We start from the raw sequence: 16,543 nt of genomic DNA, 5'->3' as shown, positions 1-16,543 counted from the left end.
CTAGTGTGTTTATCTGATAAATTTAAGACATAGGTTTGCCAGTGCTGGTGTCTGGTGTCTGGTGTCTAAAATGATAATGCATTACGGTTCACCTGTCAAGTAAATTAATGATTTATTTTAATTTTTATATTTATTTGATTGTTTAATAATCTATTCCTTTAAGGAGATTAAAGTATAGCCATTTTAAAAAAAATTGGCTAGTTTTTTATGCAATTTTTTAATTAGAATACGGTGTTAGGTTTTGTAAGTCTTAACTTTTGTGGAAATAATGAATATTGGTGATAATTTCTAAACCAAGGAATTAGTGAATTACCTAACAACCAATGAACATATAATCCTTACCATGTTATAAGATGTATTACACCCATAAAATCGCTCAGGTAGAGCATTGATTTTATTTAATTTTTTATTTTCATTAAAATCAACCAGTTATACAGAAATTTCTATTTTTATACAAAAGGCCGCCTATACGGCGGTGAACAATTTTATGATAGTTAAAGTAACAAAATAGGAGTTTCTAAATATTGACCTCGGCGACCTAAGGACTAAGAAATAAGGACTAAGGTCTAAGGACTGAGGCGCAAACAACATAGTGGACGAATCTCGGGTTGCACCAATGGATGTTGCCATTGAACGAGTTCACAGAGAACTGGTAGCTACCCGAAGTATCGCTCGTCCAGTAGAAGGAGTTGGCAAAGCTGGAACCGGTGTAGCCGTACATGTAGCCCCACTCGGAAAAAAAGCCTGCATCAATATGACGCATGTAATGATTACCTGGTGAAAATGGGCTGGCGCCTACAGGTGGAGGACTAATATCTGAACTAACCCCGTTAGTTAAATCCCTGACCCTTGGCATCTGGTAGCCTATACTATTACACCAAGATTGTGAATCAGGATTGGTGTACACACCAGTACCCCGGTTAACGAACCACTGCTTTAACCTGAATCCATACTTGATAACTGCATTACCACTACTATCTCGACCAACTAACTCAAAAGTCGCTGGCAAAGCGGGATTAGGTATATTACCTGGAGAAGAAGAATTCCACTGCGATGAAGTGGCGGCAGGACCCGTTAATGTGACGCGCACGCTTGTACTAGAATTTGGTTTCATGGTAGCAGTAATATCACTATGAGTGACGGGAGACCAAGTTAACTGATTTGCATTTACACCATCTATATCTAAGTCAAAGTATAAGTTATTAGCGCCTGTAGTAGGAAAGTTTCTATGATAACCTGATGGGACTGTAGACTGGGTAAGGAAACCCTTAGCTGAATTCCAGATGTTTGATGGGCCATCGTACCCAGACCCAGAATTACCAAATGATAGATTAGGCCTCACAAAACAAACCACCGGCGTTGCCTTAGGGGTGATATAATAAGTTGCACTACTAGCACTAAAACTAAGACTACTAGGAACACCGTAATGCGTACTTAATGTTCCCTCTGAACTGGACAATGTGACTTTATATGGTGCATTACAAATCGTTAACGTGTCTTGTCGGTCGACGGCATTACCCGCTTTATCAACAATAGATAATGTTAAACTCCCTGTAGCGCTAATACCGCCACTACCTTGTCCATCTCCATCATCATCCCTCCAATAATTATATAGCGGACCAATAAGTGTACTTAATGTGACTGAACTTGTATTTGTTGGCACAAACATGCCTATGTGAGTGAAATTTATATTAGCATCTTGCAACTGAATGGGATTTGCTGCGCTAGATGTGTTAGAACTTGGTGTAACACGAATACCACTAGGCAACGTTATTGACAACAACTCGTCAACATTAGTCGCCCGAGTTCGACCTCCATCAAAAGTCAAATACGGCGCACTACCGTTGATAACACCAGTTGTTCGAGCCGTTAAAGCTTCGCTGCTGAAAGCAGAGAACAACAATAACGCTGATGATAACGCCGGCACGATCCGACGACAGGGCAAATTTGATCGCCAAGATGATCCGGCGAAAATTTTCGCTCCTAAAGCTCGGCGGAAAAATAAGAATTGACCAAGAAACGAATAACCGCACTCGCTATTGGCTATGTTTAAGTTATAGTTTGGCCAGGTGGACTGTGAAAAATTATAAGGCATCTGGAATTCCTTGTCAGTCTATTTTACTGTTTTATTTCACTTTCTGTTTTTTTGATCTTGTTTTGATCTCCCTGTACAAAAACTAACTCAGTACATTATTAAAAAGTATAAAATCACCAAAAAATTAACGCAACTTTTTTGTAAGCTTTTTTGTAAACTTTTCTAAACTTTTGTAAAGGTCTAAACTACCACATTGGATTTTCTTGTTTGCCGTAGTGATCTTGCTCAAACACCTCCTCATTACAATGCGGGAATGAGGCTCTTGGCTTAAACTTCAGCAAAAAACAAAGTTTTTTGCTAGTTTTTACCCCTCAAAACGCCCTTTTCTTACCTTTTTTCTAATTGATTCGGTTGTTTTTTATTCTTGTGGTTATGTTAAAACCGATTACTCAGCGTTAAGGCTGGCTTAGTTAGTAATTCTAAATGTGTTATTTTTCTAAACCACCTACACGGCGGTGAACTGCTATCTAAAACTGAATCATCAATCGCTTTATTTCTAAACCGCCTACACGGCGGTAAACCCGATAAAAAAGGGAAGCAAAGGTGAATTTATTTTCTAAACCGCCTACACGGCGGTAAACGGTTTTTGTACTATACAAATGTTTATGTTGTGTTTCTAAACCGCCTACACGGCGGTAAACTAACGCTAACCCGATTTTTTTAGTTTTTTTTATTTCTAAACCGCCTACACGGCGGTAAACCGCCAGATGGAGCAAGAATTAGGCGCTCTACTTTTCTAAACCGCCTACACGGCGGTAAACCGATAATGATTTCGTCAGGGTCTGCATAGCAATTTCTAAACCGCCTACACGGCGGTAAACATTAATCTAGTTTTGTACTCTGATGACGTAATTTTCTAAACCGCCTACACGGCGGTAAACTAGAAGCCAATATACTATAATTCCATTTAGCAAAAGGCAAACAGGATTTTTTCTGTCAAAAACCCTTTTTTATAAGACACTATTAACCTTTTGTTTTTATTGATTTTAATTTATTGTTAAAAAAAAGGGTTAGCTAAATTTTATATTTTGAGGCAATTTTTAAATTGTATTTTCAAAAAATCCATCTAGTGAATTGATTTTATTTTAAATGTGAAATATTACTATACATTATTTTTCTCACTATAAAAAATATGCTTTATTGCCAATAAACAATAATAAAATTACAATAATTTCACTTTAAACCACTTAAAGCAAAAAAACATGATTACTTACCACGATGCTACATTAGAAGATTTATCATTTATTGTTGATGTTTATAATTCAACAATTGCTGGTCACCAAGTTACTGCCGATACAGTGCCTGTTTCTGTTGAAAGTCGATTGGATTGGTTTTACCAGCATAACCCTAAAAATCGTCCACTTTGGTTAATTAAATATCAAGATAGACCTTGTGGTTGGATTAGTTTATCTTCGTTTTATGGTCGCCCCGCTTTTTATAAAACCGTTGAGATTAGCTTATATCTTCATCAAGATTTTCGTGGTAAAAAAATTGGTCAATTTATGGTGGATAAAATTGAACAATTTGCTAAACAAGCTGGAATTGAGGCAATTTTTAGCTATGTGTTTCGACATAACTTACCTAGTGTTAATTTATTTAAAAAAATGCAGTATCAACAATGGGGACTTCTTCCAAAAATTGCTGAATTAGATAATGTTCAGCGTGATTTAGTGATATTAGGTAAACGGTTAGATTAACTGACCTCTATCGATAAAATTTACCTATTCAAAAGGATTTTTAATGAGCACCTTTAATGATATTAAATATTACGCTAGTCAATCTAAAATCACCACAACGCTTGTAGTAATCAATATTCTGTGTTTTTTTGCATTTCGGCTAGTTGATAGCCGTGGGTTTTCGCCATTATATGAAAATCATTTTTTGATTGATTGGGGTGCCGATGTTGCGGAGTTAACTTTTTCTGGCCAATATTGGCGCATGTTTACTAATTTATTTATGCATGTCAGCTTTACTCATTTAGCTATGAATATGCTGGCATTATGGAGCATTGGTCCTATTTTAGAACAGCGCATTCCTTGCCTTGCTTTTGTTGGCATTTACTTTTTTTCAGGGCTAGTAGGAAGCTTATCAAGCGATATTGCCACCATCAATCAAAATGTGATTAGCTGTGGTGCCTCGGGTGCTATTTTGGGTATTATTACCGCATTGTTGGCTTATTGTTTGGTGTTTAAAACCAATATACAAGAAATGCCAGTCAAAGCAATGCTGGTGAGTTTAGTATTAACTGCTGGGTTAGGGTTATTGCCATCTATCGATAATATGGCGCATATTGGTGGTGCTTGTGCTGGTTTTGTGCTTGGTGGGGTTGTTTCGTTATGTATTAAAATGTTCAAATACCCAAGTAAGTTAACTCTGCTTATTATTGGTCTTGTATTTATTGTGACTGCATTGGGGATCTATGTGCAATATATGCACTATGCTTTACCTAATGGTTATTATGTCTATTATTAATAATAAAAAGGCGCTGATTATCATTAAACAGCGCCTTATTTATACAAAAGCTATTTAAAAGCTATTTAAAATCCGTGCAGGCTCAATCTTACAAGCACGTTTAGCTGGATAATAGCTAGCAATTAAGCTAAGTAACATGGCGGTTATAAACACTATCACCACATCAAACAGATGAATTTCGGAAGGTAAAAAATCGATAAAATAGATATTGCTATTTAAGATTTTATGCCCCATTAATGACTCAATAAAGCCCATGATGTTAGAAAGTTGCCATGACAGTATTACGCCTAAAATAACTCCAATTAGACTGCCAATTAACCCTGAAATCACCCCATACCATATAAAAATATGTTTGATTAAACGATTAGTTGCGCCTAGGGTCTTTAATATGGCAATATCACGCTGTTTATCTTTTACGGCAATGACTAAAGTGGATACAATATTAAAACAAGCCACGCCAATGACCACAATCATGGCCAGATACATGATTTGCCTAATCATTTGAATATCACGATACATAAAGCCAAACGTCTGTTCCCAGCTATTAAATAACAGATCTTCGTCAAGCCCTAATGCTGCTTGACCAATAAGGTTATTGGATTGATAAACGTCTTTTACATTTACCATAACGCCTGTAACGCTATCGCTCATATTTAGTAATTTCTGCGCATCTGTTAATGGAATTATTGCCATGTTATTACTCAAGCTGCCACTTAATTCTAAAATCCCTACTACTTGCAAACGGACTCTTTTAGGTGGTTTGAGTTGATTTGGACTACTCGAAACAGGAATTAATAAAGAAACCCATCCTCCTTCACTCATTGATAAATTTTTAGCAAGCCCAGCACCAATAATAATTTGTTGACTATCGGGCTTAAAATCTTGCCATTTTTTATTCAGTACATAATTCGGTAGTGAACTAAATTGCATTTCTTGTTCAGGGTCAAGACCTTGTACTTGTACTGCACCAAGCTTACTACCGTTTTCAATCAATCCAGTAAAATTAACAAATGGCAAGGCTGATACAATATTATTATTGTTTTTAAGTTCTTGTTGAACGTGTTGCCAATTATCTAAATTGCCGTATTTGGGATAAAATTGTCCATGTGGCACTACCGATAACACTCGATTGTGTAATTCACGTTCAAAGCCATTCATGGCACTTAAACCAATAATTAATGCCGCAATACCAATAGCAATGCTGAGTGTTGAGATAATCGAAATTAACGACACCATACCACTTTTACGACGCCCTTTTCGAAATTTTATGGCGGTAATTAAAGATAAATTCATATTAATTATCCATTAATTGTTATCTGATGATGCGCTATCAGAAAGTTGACCATCTCTCATCACCATTTGTTTATCAAGTTTATTGGCAAGCTCAAGATCATGTGTAACAACCAAAAACGCGGTTCCGTGTTCACGATTTAATTTAATCAGTAGCTCAAAAATAGAATCGGCTGTTGATTTATCAAGGTTACCCGTTGGCTCATCAGCCATTACTAAAGCGGGGTTATTAATTAATGCACGCCCTATTGCCACTCGTTGGCGTTCTCCGCCAGACAGCTCGGAAGGGCGATGATTTGCTCGTTTGACTAAATTAACCGACTCTAGCATTGCCATAGCCCGTTTTTTAGCTTCGTTGGGTAAAACGCCTCCAATTAATAGTGGCATCGCTACATTTTCAAGCGCTGTAAAGTCAGGCAATAGGTGGTGAAATTGATAAACAAAACCAATTTCTTGATTGCGTAGACGTGCCTTTTCTTGTTCAGATAATTGATTTAACTGATGTGATTTAAAAATAATTTCGCCAGATGTGGGATTATCTAAGCCACCAAGCAAATGCAGTAAAGTGCTTTTACCTGATCCTGAACTACCTATAATGGCGAGTAATGATTGTGAATAAATATCAAACGAGACATTTTTTAAAACCTCGGTCACCATTTTGCCTTCGTTATAAGTTTTATAAAGATTTTTGGCACTTAGTAATATTTGTGAATTATTCATAACGTAAAGCCTCGGCAGGTTGAATATTGGCTGCACGATATGCAGGATAAAGAGTTGAAATTAGCGATAACATAAGCAATCCAATAATAATTAAAATAATTTGCGATGGTTCAACCAATGAAGGTAGCAAGATACCAGCTAAAGATAAACCTAACAATTGCATGATTTCGTTTAAGTTAATAGCAAGTAACAGTCCTAAGGCGCTACCTAATAACGTGCCAATTATTCCTGAACTTGCACCTTGAATAATAAAAATTAACATAATTTTAAAGCGAGACAGACCTTGTGTTTTTAAAATAGCGACTTCGCCTTGCTTTTCCATCACCAACAAGCTTAATGAAGTAATAATGTTAAAAGCCGCAACAATCACAATCAGGCTAATGAGTAATCCCATGACATTTTTTTCCATTTTAATGGCTTGAAATAATTCACCTCGTTTAGCTCGCCAATCTTTAAATACTAATCCTTCAGGTAATGGGGTGTTAGTTATCGAGGCAATATCCAGTGGTTTATCTAAAAATAGACGCCAACTGCTAATCATATTAGGAGGATAACGTAATAAGTTTTTAGCGTCAGATTGATTGACATAAATAAGCGTTTGATTGATATCGTGGTTAACCGTAAACAGTCCTACAATATTAAATAAACGTTGGGAAGGTATACGCCCAACTGGAGTAATTTGACTTGCATCTGTTACCATTAAACGTATTTTATCGCCAACGGTTACACCTAATTGATTAGCTAACGTTTGCCCTATGATAACATTGTACTGCCCTGCTTGAAGATCTAAGAGCGATCCACTATAGATATAATCATTAATAGGATCATCATCTTCTGGATTAATGCCCATTAGTGTGCTTACAGTGATACTTTGCTCACTTTGCAAAACCACATCACTCGACACCAAAGAACTAATACGATTAACACCTTGAATCTGATTAAATTGCTCACGAGTAATGACCTTAGGATCTATCCTACCTTGTGGTGTTGTGATCTGGGCTTGAGGTAAAAACTTTAAAATACTACTTTGCATCTGATCTTCAAGTCCGTTCATGACTGATAAGACCACAATTAGACCAATTGAACCCAACATAATCCCAATCATCGACAACCATGATACAAAGCGACCAAACCCATCTGTTTTTTGCCCATATACATAGCGCAAACCAATAAAAAATACTAATGGACGAAATATTTTTGACATAAACGTATATATTACCTGAAACTTTTTTACAAAGTTTTGCTAGTTAAATGCAAGGTGCTTATCATACAGGATTAAACAGTTATAGAAAACAACCTCATACTTACGTTATAATCTGACAATAAATTTTCAGCGACATTAACGAACTCATCATGTCTAAAATAGTTAATATTTCAAACTTAATTCCTCAAAAATCAGGAGAAGTAAAGCAAATTGGGCAGCTAGTTGGCTCTTCCTTATCACAATTTTGCGCTCAAGCTATAGATGCACATGAAGGTATAGTTGTGATTGTCACTGATGATATGCAACAAACCTCGCGCATTCATGAAGAACTAAAGCAGTTTACATCCTTCCCTTCTATTATCTTTCCAGATTGGGAAACATTGCCTTATGACAGTTTTTCTCCTCATCAAGATATCGTATCAGAACGCTTATCTTGCCTTTATCATCTTGGACATTTAACCAAAGGGGCGTTAATTTTACCCATTAATACCTTAATGCAAAAAGTCTGCCCACAAAGTTATTTGGGTGGACATGTTTTTATGATGAAAAAAGGCTTACAAATTAGCCGAGAACATTTACGTCTTCAACTTGAAAATGCTGGCTATCGTTCAGTCAGCCAAGTTATGGAGCATGGCGAATATGCTACTCGTGGAGCGCTTTTTGATATCTACCCCATGGGCAGTGATAAGCCTTATCGCATCGATTTCTTTGATGATGAAATCGACAGTATTCGTACTTTTGATGTCGAAACTCAACGTACCTTTGGTGAAATTGCTGAAATACAATTGCTACCAGCCCATGAGTTTCCTTTCGATAAAACAGCTATTGAGTTGTTTCGTAGTCAATGGCGAGAACAATTTGAGGTTAGATTGGACTCAGAAAGCATCTATCAACAAGTTAGTAAAAATATTTTGCCAACCGGTATTGAATATTGGCAAGCACTGTTTTTTAACGAACCTTTAACACCTCTATTCTCTTATTTTTTAGCAAATAGCTTAATTATCAATACAGTTAATATTGAGCAATATGCTAATAAATATTGGCAAGATATTACCCAACGTTATGAAAGCCGTAAAGTCGATCCTATGCGACCATTACTTGCACCAAATGTTATTTGGTCTAAAACTGACGAGATTTTTGCCAATTTCAAAAACTACCCAAGAATGGTTTTATCGCATGCAATAACGACAGAATCAAATAAAAACGTTAATTTGCCTTATGTAGTATTACCTAATATTGCTATTGAGATCCAACAAAAAGATCCTTATTTGCAATTTCAAAAATTTGTTGAAAATTTTACAGGAACAATCATCTTTTCGGTTGAATCAGAAGGACGCAAAGAGGCTTTACAAGAAATTCTTGGACGAATTCGTATTCATCCCACTACTATCGATTTACTTGATGAACGAAAAAACAGTGATAGCCGATTTTATTTAATTGTTGGATCTAGTGAACAAGGCTTTATCAATCAGCAAGATAATTTTGCCTTTATTACTGAAAATGAGCTATTAGGACGGCGAGTAGTTCGTCGCAAAAAAGAAAATAAACAAGCTATCAATACTGATTCACTTATTCGTAGTTTAGCTGAGCTAACACCCGGCAAACCCGTTGTCCATTTAGAACATGGCGTTGGTCGATATGCAGGACTTACCACATTAGAAACAGGTGGGATTACGGCTGAATATCTTATTCTATTATATGCCAATGACACCAAGCTTTATGTTCCTGTTTCATCATTAAATCTAATTAGCCGTTATTCTGGTGGCGATGAAGAAAACGCACCATTGAATAAATTAGGTACTGATGCTTGGAGTAAAGCACGGCAAAAAGCGGCCGAAAAAGTACGAGATGTTGCTGCTGAATTACTCGATATTTACGCTGAACGTGAAAGTAAACCCGGGTTTGAATTTAAACAAGACCGAGAGCAGTATGAACTATTTTGCCAAGGGTTTCCTTATCAAGAAACTGATGATCAACAAAATGCTATTGGAGCAGTAATTGGCGATATGTGCTCTCCTTATGCCATGGATAGATTAGTCTGTGGTGATGTTGGATTTGGTAAAACAGAAGTAGCGATCCGCGCTGCTTTTTTAGCCGTTATTAATCATAAACAAACAGCAGTTTTAGTTCCTACAACTTTACTTGCAGAACAACATTACGAAAGCTTTTGTAATCGCTTTGCAAACTGGCCAATTCGCATAGAAAGCCTGTCTCGATTCAAAACCGCCAAACAACAAAAAAGTATTATAGAAGCTCTTGGTGAAGGCAAAATTGATATTGTAATTGGCACACATAAATTGTTACAAGAAGATATCAAATGGAAAGATTTAGGTTTGTTGATTGTTGATGAAGAACATCGTTTTGGCGTCCGCCAAAAAGAACGAATTAAAGCAATGCGAGCAAACATTGATATTCTAACACTAACCGCAACGCCAATTCCAAGAACCCTCAACATGGCAATGAGTGGTATGCGCGATCTCTCTATTATTGCGACCCCTCCAGCTCGCCGATTAGCAGTAAAAACCTTTGTTAGAGAATATGATGATCTCGTGATTAGAGAAGCTATTTTGCGTGAAATTTTACGTGGTGGTCAGATTTATTACTTACACAATGATATTTCTGATATCGAAAAAGTAAGCGAAAAACTGGCAGAGCTGGTGCCCGAAGCTCGAATTACCATTGGTCATGGGCAAATGCATGAACGCGACTTAGAGCGCGTAATGAATGACTTTCATCATCAACGTTTTCACATACTTGTTTGTACAACCATTGTTGAAACTGGTATCGACATTCCTAATGCCAATACCATTATCATTGATCGTGCCGATAAATTTGGTTTAGCCCAGTTACATCAGCTCAGAGGACGAGTTGGACGTTCTTATCATCAGGCTTACGCTTATCTATTAACCCCACATCCTAAATTACTCACTAAAGATGCCAAAAAACGCCTAGAAGCAATTGCCTCACTTGAAGATTTAGGAGCAGGTTTTGCTCTAGCCACACACGATCTTGAAATTCGAGGTGCTGGTGAGTTATTAGGCAGCGATCAAAGCGGTCAAATAGAGACGATTGGCTTTAACCTTTATATTGAGCTACTTGATGAGGCCGTCAAATCACTAAAAGAAGGCAAAGAGCCAACACTTGAATCATTACTCAATAATCAACAAACAGAAATTGAGTTACGCTTACCAACACTTATTCCTGATGATTTTATTCCCGATGTTAATACACGTTTATCACTATATAAACGTATTGCGAGTATCACCGATCTTATCGAACTCACCGATATTCAAGTTGAAATGCGAGATCGTTTTGGTAAATTGCCCGATGCAGTGCTTTTTTTACTAGAAACTACCAAAATCCGTTATCACGCAACTCAATTAGGCATTACTAAGATTGAATTTGGTGAAAAAGGCGGTTATATTGAATTCGGTAATAATAATAAGGTGTCAGTCAATTACTTAATTGAAATAATTCAAAAAGAACCAAAAAATTATCGCTTAGAAAGTTCAAATCGATTAAAATTACAAAAATCAGAATTGCAACGAATCGATCGCATTGAATATATTAAAAATTTGTTGTCTGATTTTGCAAGTCATCAAGAATGATAACTATAATTACAATAAACGACTAAGAGAGCCACAATGAAAAAAAGCACACTTACTATAGGAATAATTGCTGTATTAGGTATGGCTTATGCAGGTACATCATGGTACAGCGGTAATATGATTGAAGAGCATATTGATGACCAATTAGCACTAATCACAAACAAAGTTAACCTGTCCCAAGATCTTTTCACATTTTCCGTTACTAAAAACCATTATGACAAGGGTGTTTTTTCAACAAAAGTACATTTAACAGTGGCCGTATCACCACGTGAATCGACTATTCAAGGTAGTTATCCAAAAAACTTATTTGATGACGATGTCACTATCCATCATGGTCCTTTTCCTATTGCTGCGCTTGCAAAAGGGACTTTTTCCCCACAATTGGCTTGGTTACAATATGAAATGAGTCAACAAGCAAATCCAACACTTTGGAAACTAGCGGGCAATCGACCGTTTATTAGTGGACATACAAGCGTGAGTTATGACGAATATATTACCGTTAAACTAGCAAGCAAAGCGATTAAAATGACCCAAGCAGAAATCCCTGCCATTGATGATAGTATCTTGGATATTAGCCATGGCAGCTATACATTTAGTTGCTATGCCGATGGTTCTGACGGCAAGGCTAAAGTGCATCTGGATAAATTGTTTTTTCTTTCTGACGGTAATAATTTTAACTTTGATGACATTAATATGTCATTAAGACCACTTAACACCATAGAAGACTTCGATTATGAATTTAACATTAGAAAGGTTAAATACAGTTTTGATAGCTATCTTTCAAAAGGGAATTTTAATATTGACAACTTAAAATCAAAAGGTCGTGCTAACTACAAAAATCGAAATATTGATGAGCAAAGCAGTATTGATAAAATTACATTAAATTTCAAATCATCCACTCCGAAAAACGAATCAGTGATTATTGACAAAATTGTGATGAGTCAAAAAAATATCTTAAATGACAGCAATAATACAATTGAAGGTTCGCTTGTAAGTCGTATTGGTTCGATTATTTATGGTCAACAAAACCTAGGTAGTGGATCATTTGATATTGACTTCAAAGGGGTTGGTAGACAATTTTTCGATCCTCACTTTGAAACAACTGATCCTGACATAAGTGAGAGCGACAAACACAATATTGAATTTTCGTTAAATAAATTGAATTGGCACAATGCTAGTGGCGACATTAATGTTAACTTATTGTTTAATATATCAGAAATAAATAGCTCAAATACTGATGTAGAAAACTATGACAAAATAAATACACTTAAATTCAATCTCGAAGCTCCGTTTGATGTTTTAGCTAGTTTGTCCGCACAAATCCAAAACCCTAACACTAAGCAAGTTACATCAGAACAAATTGCAAAAGAAAGCGCTGTAATAAAAAACAATGCCAAAATGTTTTTTAGTAGATCACCATTTTTTATCTTTAATAAAGATCAAACAGAAGGTATCTATTCTAATGTGGAGTATACAAAAGGCAATCAAAGCGTAAAGGTAAATGGACAATTACTAGATAAAAAAGATTTTTTTGGAAATTTCTAATTTATTTTAGCGACACTAAAAAAATTATAAAATGTTTCAATGATATTGGTTAATTTGGCGATTATTTTAGATTCAAGCGTAGTAGTTAACAATATATGCACCATAATATGCTAGGGTACTTATTTAAACTTGTATAGGTGCATTTTACAAAAAATCAAAAAACTATCGCCTAGAAAGCTCAAATCGATTAAAATTATAACAACTAGGATTACAATTAATTTATCACGTTGAATATGTTAAAAATTTTCTAGTTGATTTTATAAATCATCAGGAATGATAATTTAAAATATAATAAATAACTAAGAGATCTATAATGAAAAAAACCACACTTGCTATAGGAATATTTGCTGTATTAGGGGTTGCTTACGTAGGCACTGCATGGCATACAGGCAACATGATCGAAAATAACATCGATAATGAATTGGTACAAATTACAAACAAAATTAATCAAACTCAAAACGATTTCACGTTTAATATTATAAAAAGTAATTATGAAAAGAATATCTTTTCAACTAAATTGCATTTAACTATTACAGCATCACTCCAAAATGCTACAGGCGACGATGCTCAACCTAAAACCTTATTTTCTGATGATGTTACTATTCATCATGGTCCATTTCCTATCGCTGCACTCGCCAAAGGAAGTTTTGCGCCTAAAATGGCTTGGTTAGAATATGAAATGAGCGAACAAACTAATCCGACACTTTGGAAGCTAGCGGGCAATCAGCCTTTTATTACAGGACATGCAGGTATAAGTTATGGTGAATATATCACCGTAAAACTAGCAAGCAAAGCAATAAAAGTTACCCAAAATGAAGTTCCATTCTTTCCAAGAATTGATAGTGCATTAGAACTTGGTGAAGGCAAGTACACCTTTGGTAGTTATACTACTGGCTCTGACATATCAACTAAAATTGAAATTGATAAAATTTTATTAACCTACCCTGCATCATTTAATTCAAAACCAGTTTCGGTTGTTATTAATAAATTCGTTATGGACGAAAAAAATGTCCTAAATGACGTCACCAATACTGTCGATGGATCATTTTCAAGTAGTGTAGATTCAATTATTTATGGACAACAAAATCTAGGTTATGGCTCGATAGATATTGATTTTAAGGGACTTGATAAGCATCTATTCACTAATCAATTGGGAATAGGTTATCCTGACTCAGATGATACAGAACAAAAGCATTATATTAATTTTTCGTTAAATAAATTGAATTGGCACAATCCTGCAGGCGATATTAATCTTAATTTAATGTTCAGTATGTCTGATATAGATAGTACAGCTATTGATGAAGCCGATTACAATAAAATTGACTCACTAAAATTAAAACTTGAAGCACCATTTGATGTATTAGCGTATACGTCCGCACAGATCGAAAACCCTAACTCTAACAAGGTAACACCAGAACAAATTGCTAAAGCAAATCAAAACCTACAAATGATGTCCGCATTTTTCATTAGTAGCTCTCAATATTTTACTTCAAGCAATGGTAAAACCAAAGGTATCTATTCTGATATAAGCCTAACCAAAGATAGTGATGAAGTTAACGTAAATGGTAAAAAAGTAACAAAAGAAGAATTCTTTGAACAATTATAATTAGCTAATTTATTATTCAAACTAACCTATTTAGTTCCGCCACTAATTTTGGCGGAATTTTATTATTTTTAACTTAAGCAAAAAAATTTATGAATACAAATTCATCATCCACAACAGAAAACCAATTTAAACGAACCATGAAAACCCGTCATTTAATTATGTTATCACTGGGTGGCGTTATTGGCACAGGTTTATTTTTTAATACTGGTTACATTATTGCTACTGCTGGGGCTATTGGCGCTATTATTGCTTATTTAATTGGTGCATTAGTTGTTTATTTGGTGATGTTGTGCCTAGGCGAACTGGCTGTCGCTATGCCTGAAACAGGTGCATTTCACACTTATGCTTCTCGCTTTATTAGTCCTGGCACTGGTTATACCGTTGCTTGGCTGTATTGGTTACTTGGACAGTGGCACTTGGTTCAAGTCTAACCGCAGCTGGATTATGTATGAAGTATTGGTTCCCTACTGTTTCGGTCTGGATTTGGTGTTTAATTTTTTGTATCGTAATCTTTGCATTAAACATTATAACCGCTCAATTCTTTGCCGAAAGTGAATTTTGGTTTTCAATCATTAAAGTCATCACTATTATTATTTTTATTGTTGCTGGAGCTGCTGCTATCTTTGGTTTTGTTCCTATGAAAAATGACATGCCAGCACCTTTTTTACACAATATTACCGATAATGGCTGGTTTCCTAATGGTATAACACCAATTATCATGACGATGGTTTCAGTTAATTTTGCCTTTTCTGGTACCGAGTTAATTGGTATTGCTGCGGGCGAAACTCATAATCCCGAAAAATCGATTCCACTTGCAATTAAAACAACAATTTTAAGATTGATTCTCTTTTTTATTGGAACCATTATTGTGTTAGCCTCTCTACTACCTATGGATCAAGCTGGCGTTATTACTAGTCCATTTGTAATGGTATTTGAAAATATCGGTATTCCATATGCTGCTGATATATTTAATTTTGTTATTGTAACCGCTATTTTATCAGCCGCTAATTCAGGACTTTATGCCTCTGGGCGTATGATGTGGTCGTTGTCTAATCAAGGTACACTACCAAAGTGCTTTGCTAAATTAACCAATAAAGGTATTCCAATGATCGCTATTGCAGTAAGTATGCTTGGTGGATTGTTAGCGTTATTTTCAAGCGTGATAGCTCCTGATACTGTATTTGTAGCATTAACCGCTATTTCTGGCTTCGCCGTGGTAGCAGTTTGGTTAAGTATTTGCATTTCACATTACTTTTTTAGAAAGCAACTGTAACTATCCCCTAAAATAGTACAGCAAAAAAGTAGAAAATTATCTATGATAAAAGTAAAAGGGGATTTAATTATGAAAAAAATGACTGAACATCAAATCGTCGCTATTTTAAAAGAAGCTGAAGCAGGTATTCCTGTCAAGGAACTCTGCCGTAAATATGGCATGGGTAATTCAACTTTTTATAAATGGCGGGAAAAATACGGCGGAATGGAAACTTCGGATATCAAACGCTTAAAAGAGCTGGAGGCTGAAAACCGCAAACTTAAGCAGATGTTTGCCGAGCTGAGCTTAAAATCACAGCTTCAGGAAGAAATCATAAAAAAGCTTTAGTGCCCACAAAGGCACGTAAAACGTGGGCACAGCAACTACAACAAAATCATTCAGTTACTATTGCTATGAGTTGTGCCATTGTTGGCTTAAGCCGTTGTGCTTACTATTATCAACCTAAGTTACAGGATGATTCGGTGATTGTTTCGGTATTGAATGCTATCACAGACCGGCATTTACGCTGGGGCTTTCCTAAATGCTTTAATCGTATCAGAAAGCTCGGCTATCAATGGAACCATAAGCGTGTTTATCGGGTGTATTGTGAATTAAAGCTTAATCTCAGAGTAAAACGAAAAAAACGCATTCCTCCACGATGCCCGGAAAAGCTATTGGTGCCTAATAAACAAGGTGAATGTTGGTCAATGGATTTTATGAGTGATAGTAGCCGTAATCAACGTCGCTTTAG

At 35.8% G+C, this 16,543-nt stretch carries 11 protein-coding genes, 1 pseudogene and 1 CRISPR repeat array; of the genes and pseudogenes, 8 read left to right on the top strand and 4 right to left on the bottom strand.

What is annotated here, in order from left to right; all coding sequences use genetic code 11:
• Positions 1-559: 559 nt before the first annotated feature.
• Positions 560-2,095, bottom strand: a complete 1,536-nt coding sequence (locus A9G44_RS01810) for a hypothetical protein (RefSeq protein WP_065609008.1) — start codon at positions 2,093-2,095, stop codon at positions 560-562.
• 433 nt (positions 2,096-2,528) lie between these two features.
• A CRISPR array of direct repeats spans positions 2,529-2,976; the repeat unit is 28 nt; unit sequence TTTCTAAACCGCCTACACGGCGGTAAAC.
• Positions 2,977-3,297: 321 nt separating this feature from the next.
• On the opposite strand from A9G44_RS01810, the gene A9G44_RS01805 reads away from it, so the two are divergent.
• Both A9G44_RS01805 and A9G44_RS01800 read left to right on the top strand, forming a co-directional pair.
• Complete coding sequence (locus A9G44_RS01805) at positions 3,298-3,792, top strand: GNAT family N-acetyltransferase (RefSeq protein WP_065609007.1); 495 nt, start codon at positions 3,298-3,300, stop codon at positions 3,790-3,792.
• 43 nt (positions 3,793-3,835) lie between these two features.
• On the top strand, positions 3,836-4,567 hold the full coding sequence (locus A9G44_RS01800) for a rhomboid family intramembrane serine protease (protein ID WP_065609006.1): 732 nt from the start codon (positions 3,836-3,838) through the stop codon (positions 4,565-4,567).
• A 54-nt stretch (positions 4,568-4,621) separates the two neighbouring features.
• Here A9G44_RS01800 and lolE read toward each other — a convergent pair whose 3' ends face one another.
• From lolE to lolC, 3 genes are read right to left on the bottom strand one after another with little or no spacing between them, the layout of a single operon-like run.
• A complete protein-coding gene (gene lolE, locus A9G44_RS01795) occupies positions 4,622-5,860 on the bottom strand; it encodes a lipoprotein-releasing ABC transporter permease subunit LolE (RefSeq protein WP_065609005.1) in 1,239 nt (412 codons plus the stop codon).
• Between the two features lie 12 nt (positions 5,861-5,872).
• Entirely contained in the window at positions 5,873-6,577 is a 705-nt protein-coding gene (lolD, locus tag A9G44_RS01790) for a lipoprotein-releasing ABC transporter ATP-binding protein LolD (RefSeq protein ID WP_065590452.1), read from the bottom strand.
• On the bottom strand, positions 6,570-7,772 hold the full coding sequence (gene lolC, locus A9G44_RS01785) for a lipoprotein-releasing ABC transporter permease subunit LolC (RefSeq protein WP_034946138.1): 1,203 nt from the start codon (positions 7,770-7,772) through the stop codon (positions 6,570-6,572). The genes lolD and lolC overlap by 8 nt, the downstream gene beginning before the upstream one ends.
• A gap of 158 nt (positions 7,773-7,930) precedes the next feature.
• Here lolC and mfd point away from each other — a divergent pair, with 158 nt between their 5' ends.
• From mfd to A9G44_RS01755, 6 genes and pseudogenes are all read left to right on the top strand, one after another.
• Positions 7,931-11,389, top strand: a complete 3,459-nt coding sequence (gene mfd / locus A9G44_RS01780) for a transcription-repair coupling factor (RefSeq protein ID WP_065609004.1) — start codon at positions 7,931-7,933, stop codon at positions 11,387-11,389.
• A 36-nt stretch (positions 11,390-11,425) separates the two neighbouring features.
• Positions 11,426-12,934 carry a DUF945 family protein gene (locus A9G44_RS01775; RefSeq protein WP_065609003.1) on the top strand — a complete coding sequence of 503 codons (1,509 nt, stop codon included), beginning with the start codon at positions 11,426-11,428 and terminating at the stop codon, positions 12,932-12,934.
• 313 nt (positions 12,935-13,247) lie between these two features.
• Positions 13,248-14,540 carry a DUF945 family protein gene (locus tag A9G44_RS01770; RefSeq protein WP_065609002.1) on the top strand — a complete coding sequence of 431 codons (1,293 nt, stop codon included), beginning with the start codon at positions 13,248-13,250 and terminating at the stop codon, positions 14,538-14,540.
• Between the two features lie 89 nt (positions 14,541-14,629).
• A pseudogene (mmuP, locus tag A9G44_RS01765) lies at positions 14,630-15,807 on the top strand (S-methylmethionine permease); the annotation flags it as partial.
• Positions 15,808-15,882: 75 nt separating this feature from the next.
• Positions 15,883-16,140: a transposase gene (locus A9G44_RS01760; RefSeq protein ID WP_034909955.1), complete on the top strand. Its 258-nt coding sequence runs from the start codon at positions 15,883-15,885 to the stop codon at positions 16,138-16,140.
• Positions 16,140-16,543 (top strand): IS3 family transposase (locus A9G44_RS01755; RefSeq protein ID WP_143426282.1); only part of this gene is annotated, 404 nt, incomplete at its 3' end. The genes A9G44_RS01760 and A9G44_RS01755, both read left to right, overlap by 1 nt.

It is taken from the genome of Gilliamella sp. Occ4-3 (assembly GCF_001690675.1).
Lineage (GTDB): Bacteria > Pseudomonadota > Gammaproteobacteria > Enterobacterales > Orbaceae > Gilliamella > Gilliamella bombi.
Note: the sequence above shows the minus strand (reverse complement) of the source record. Positions and strands in the feature narration are given on the sequence as shown.

What these genes read in the sequence shown, in the direction of transcription:
- mfd (WP_065609004.1), top strand. Translation starts at nt 7,931, where the DNA reads ATGTCTAAAATAGTTAATATTTCAAACTTAATTCCTCAAAAATCAGGA.
- lolD (WP_065590452.1), bottom strand. Translation starts at nt 6,577, where the DNA reads ATGAATAATTCACAAATATTACTAAGTGCCAAAAATCTTTATAAAACT.
- A9G44_RS01770 (WP_065609002.1), top strand. Translation starts at nt 13,248, where the DNA reads ATGAAAAAAACCACACTTGCTATAGGAATATTTGCTGTATTAGGGGTT.
- lolE (WP_065609005.1), bottom strand. Translation starts at nt 5,860, where the DNA reads ATGAATTTATCTTTAATTACCGCCATAAAATTTCGAAAAGGGCGTCGT.
- A9G44_RS01800 (WP_065609006.1), top strand. Translation starts at nt 3,836, where the DNA reads ATGAGCACCTTTAATGATATTAAATATTACGCTAGTCAATCTAAAATC.
- A9G44_RS01805 (WP_065609007.1), top strand. Translation starts at nt 3,298, where the DNA reads ATGATTACTTACCACGATGCTACATTAGAAGATTTATCATTTATTGTT.
- A9G44_RS01775 (WP_065609003.1), top strand. Translation starts at nt 11,426, where the DNA reads ATGAAAAAAAGCACACTTACTATAGGAATAATTGCTGTATTAGGTATG.
- A9G44_RS01760 (WP_034909955.1), top strand. Translation starts at nt 15,883, where the DNA reads ATGAAAAAAATGACTGAACATCAAATCGTCGCTATTTTAAAAGAAGCT.
- A9G44_RS01810 (WP_065609008.1), bottom strand. Translation starts at nt 2,095, where the DNA reads ATGCCTTATAATTTTTCACAGTCCACCTGGCCAAACTATAACTTAAAC.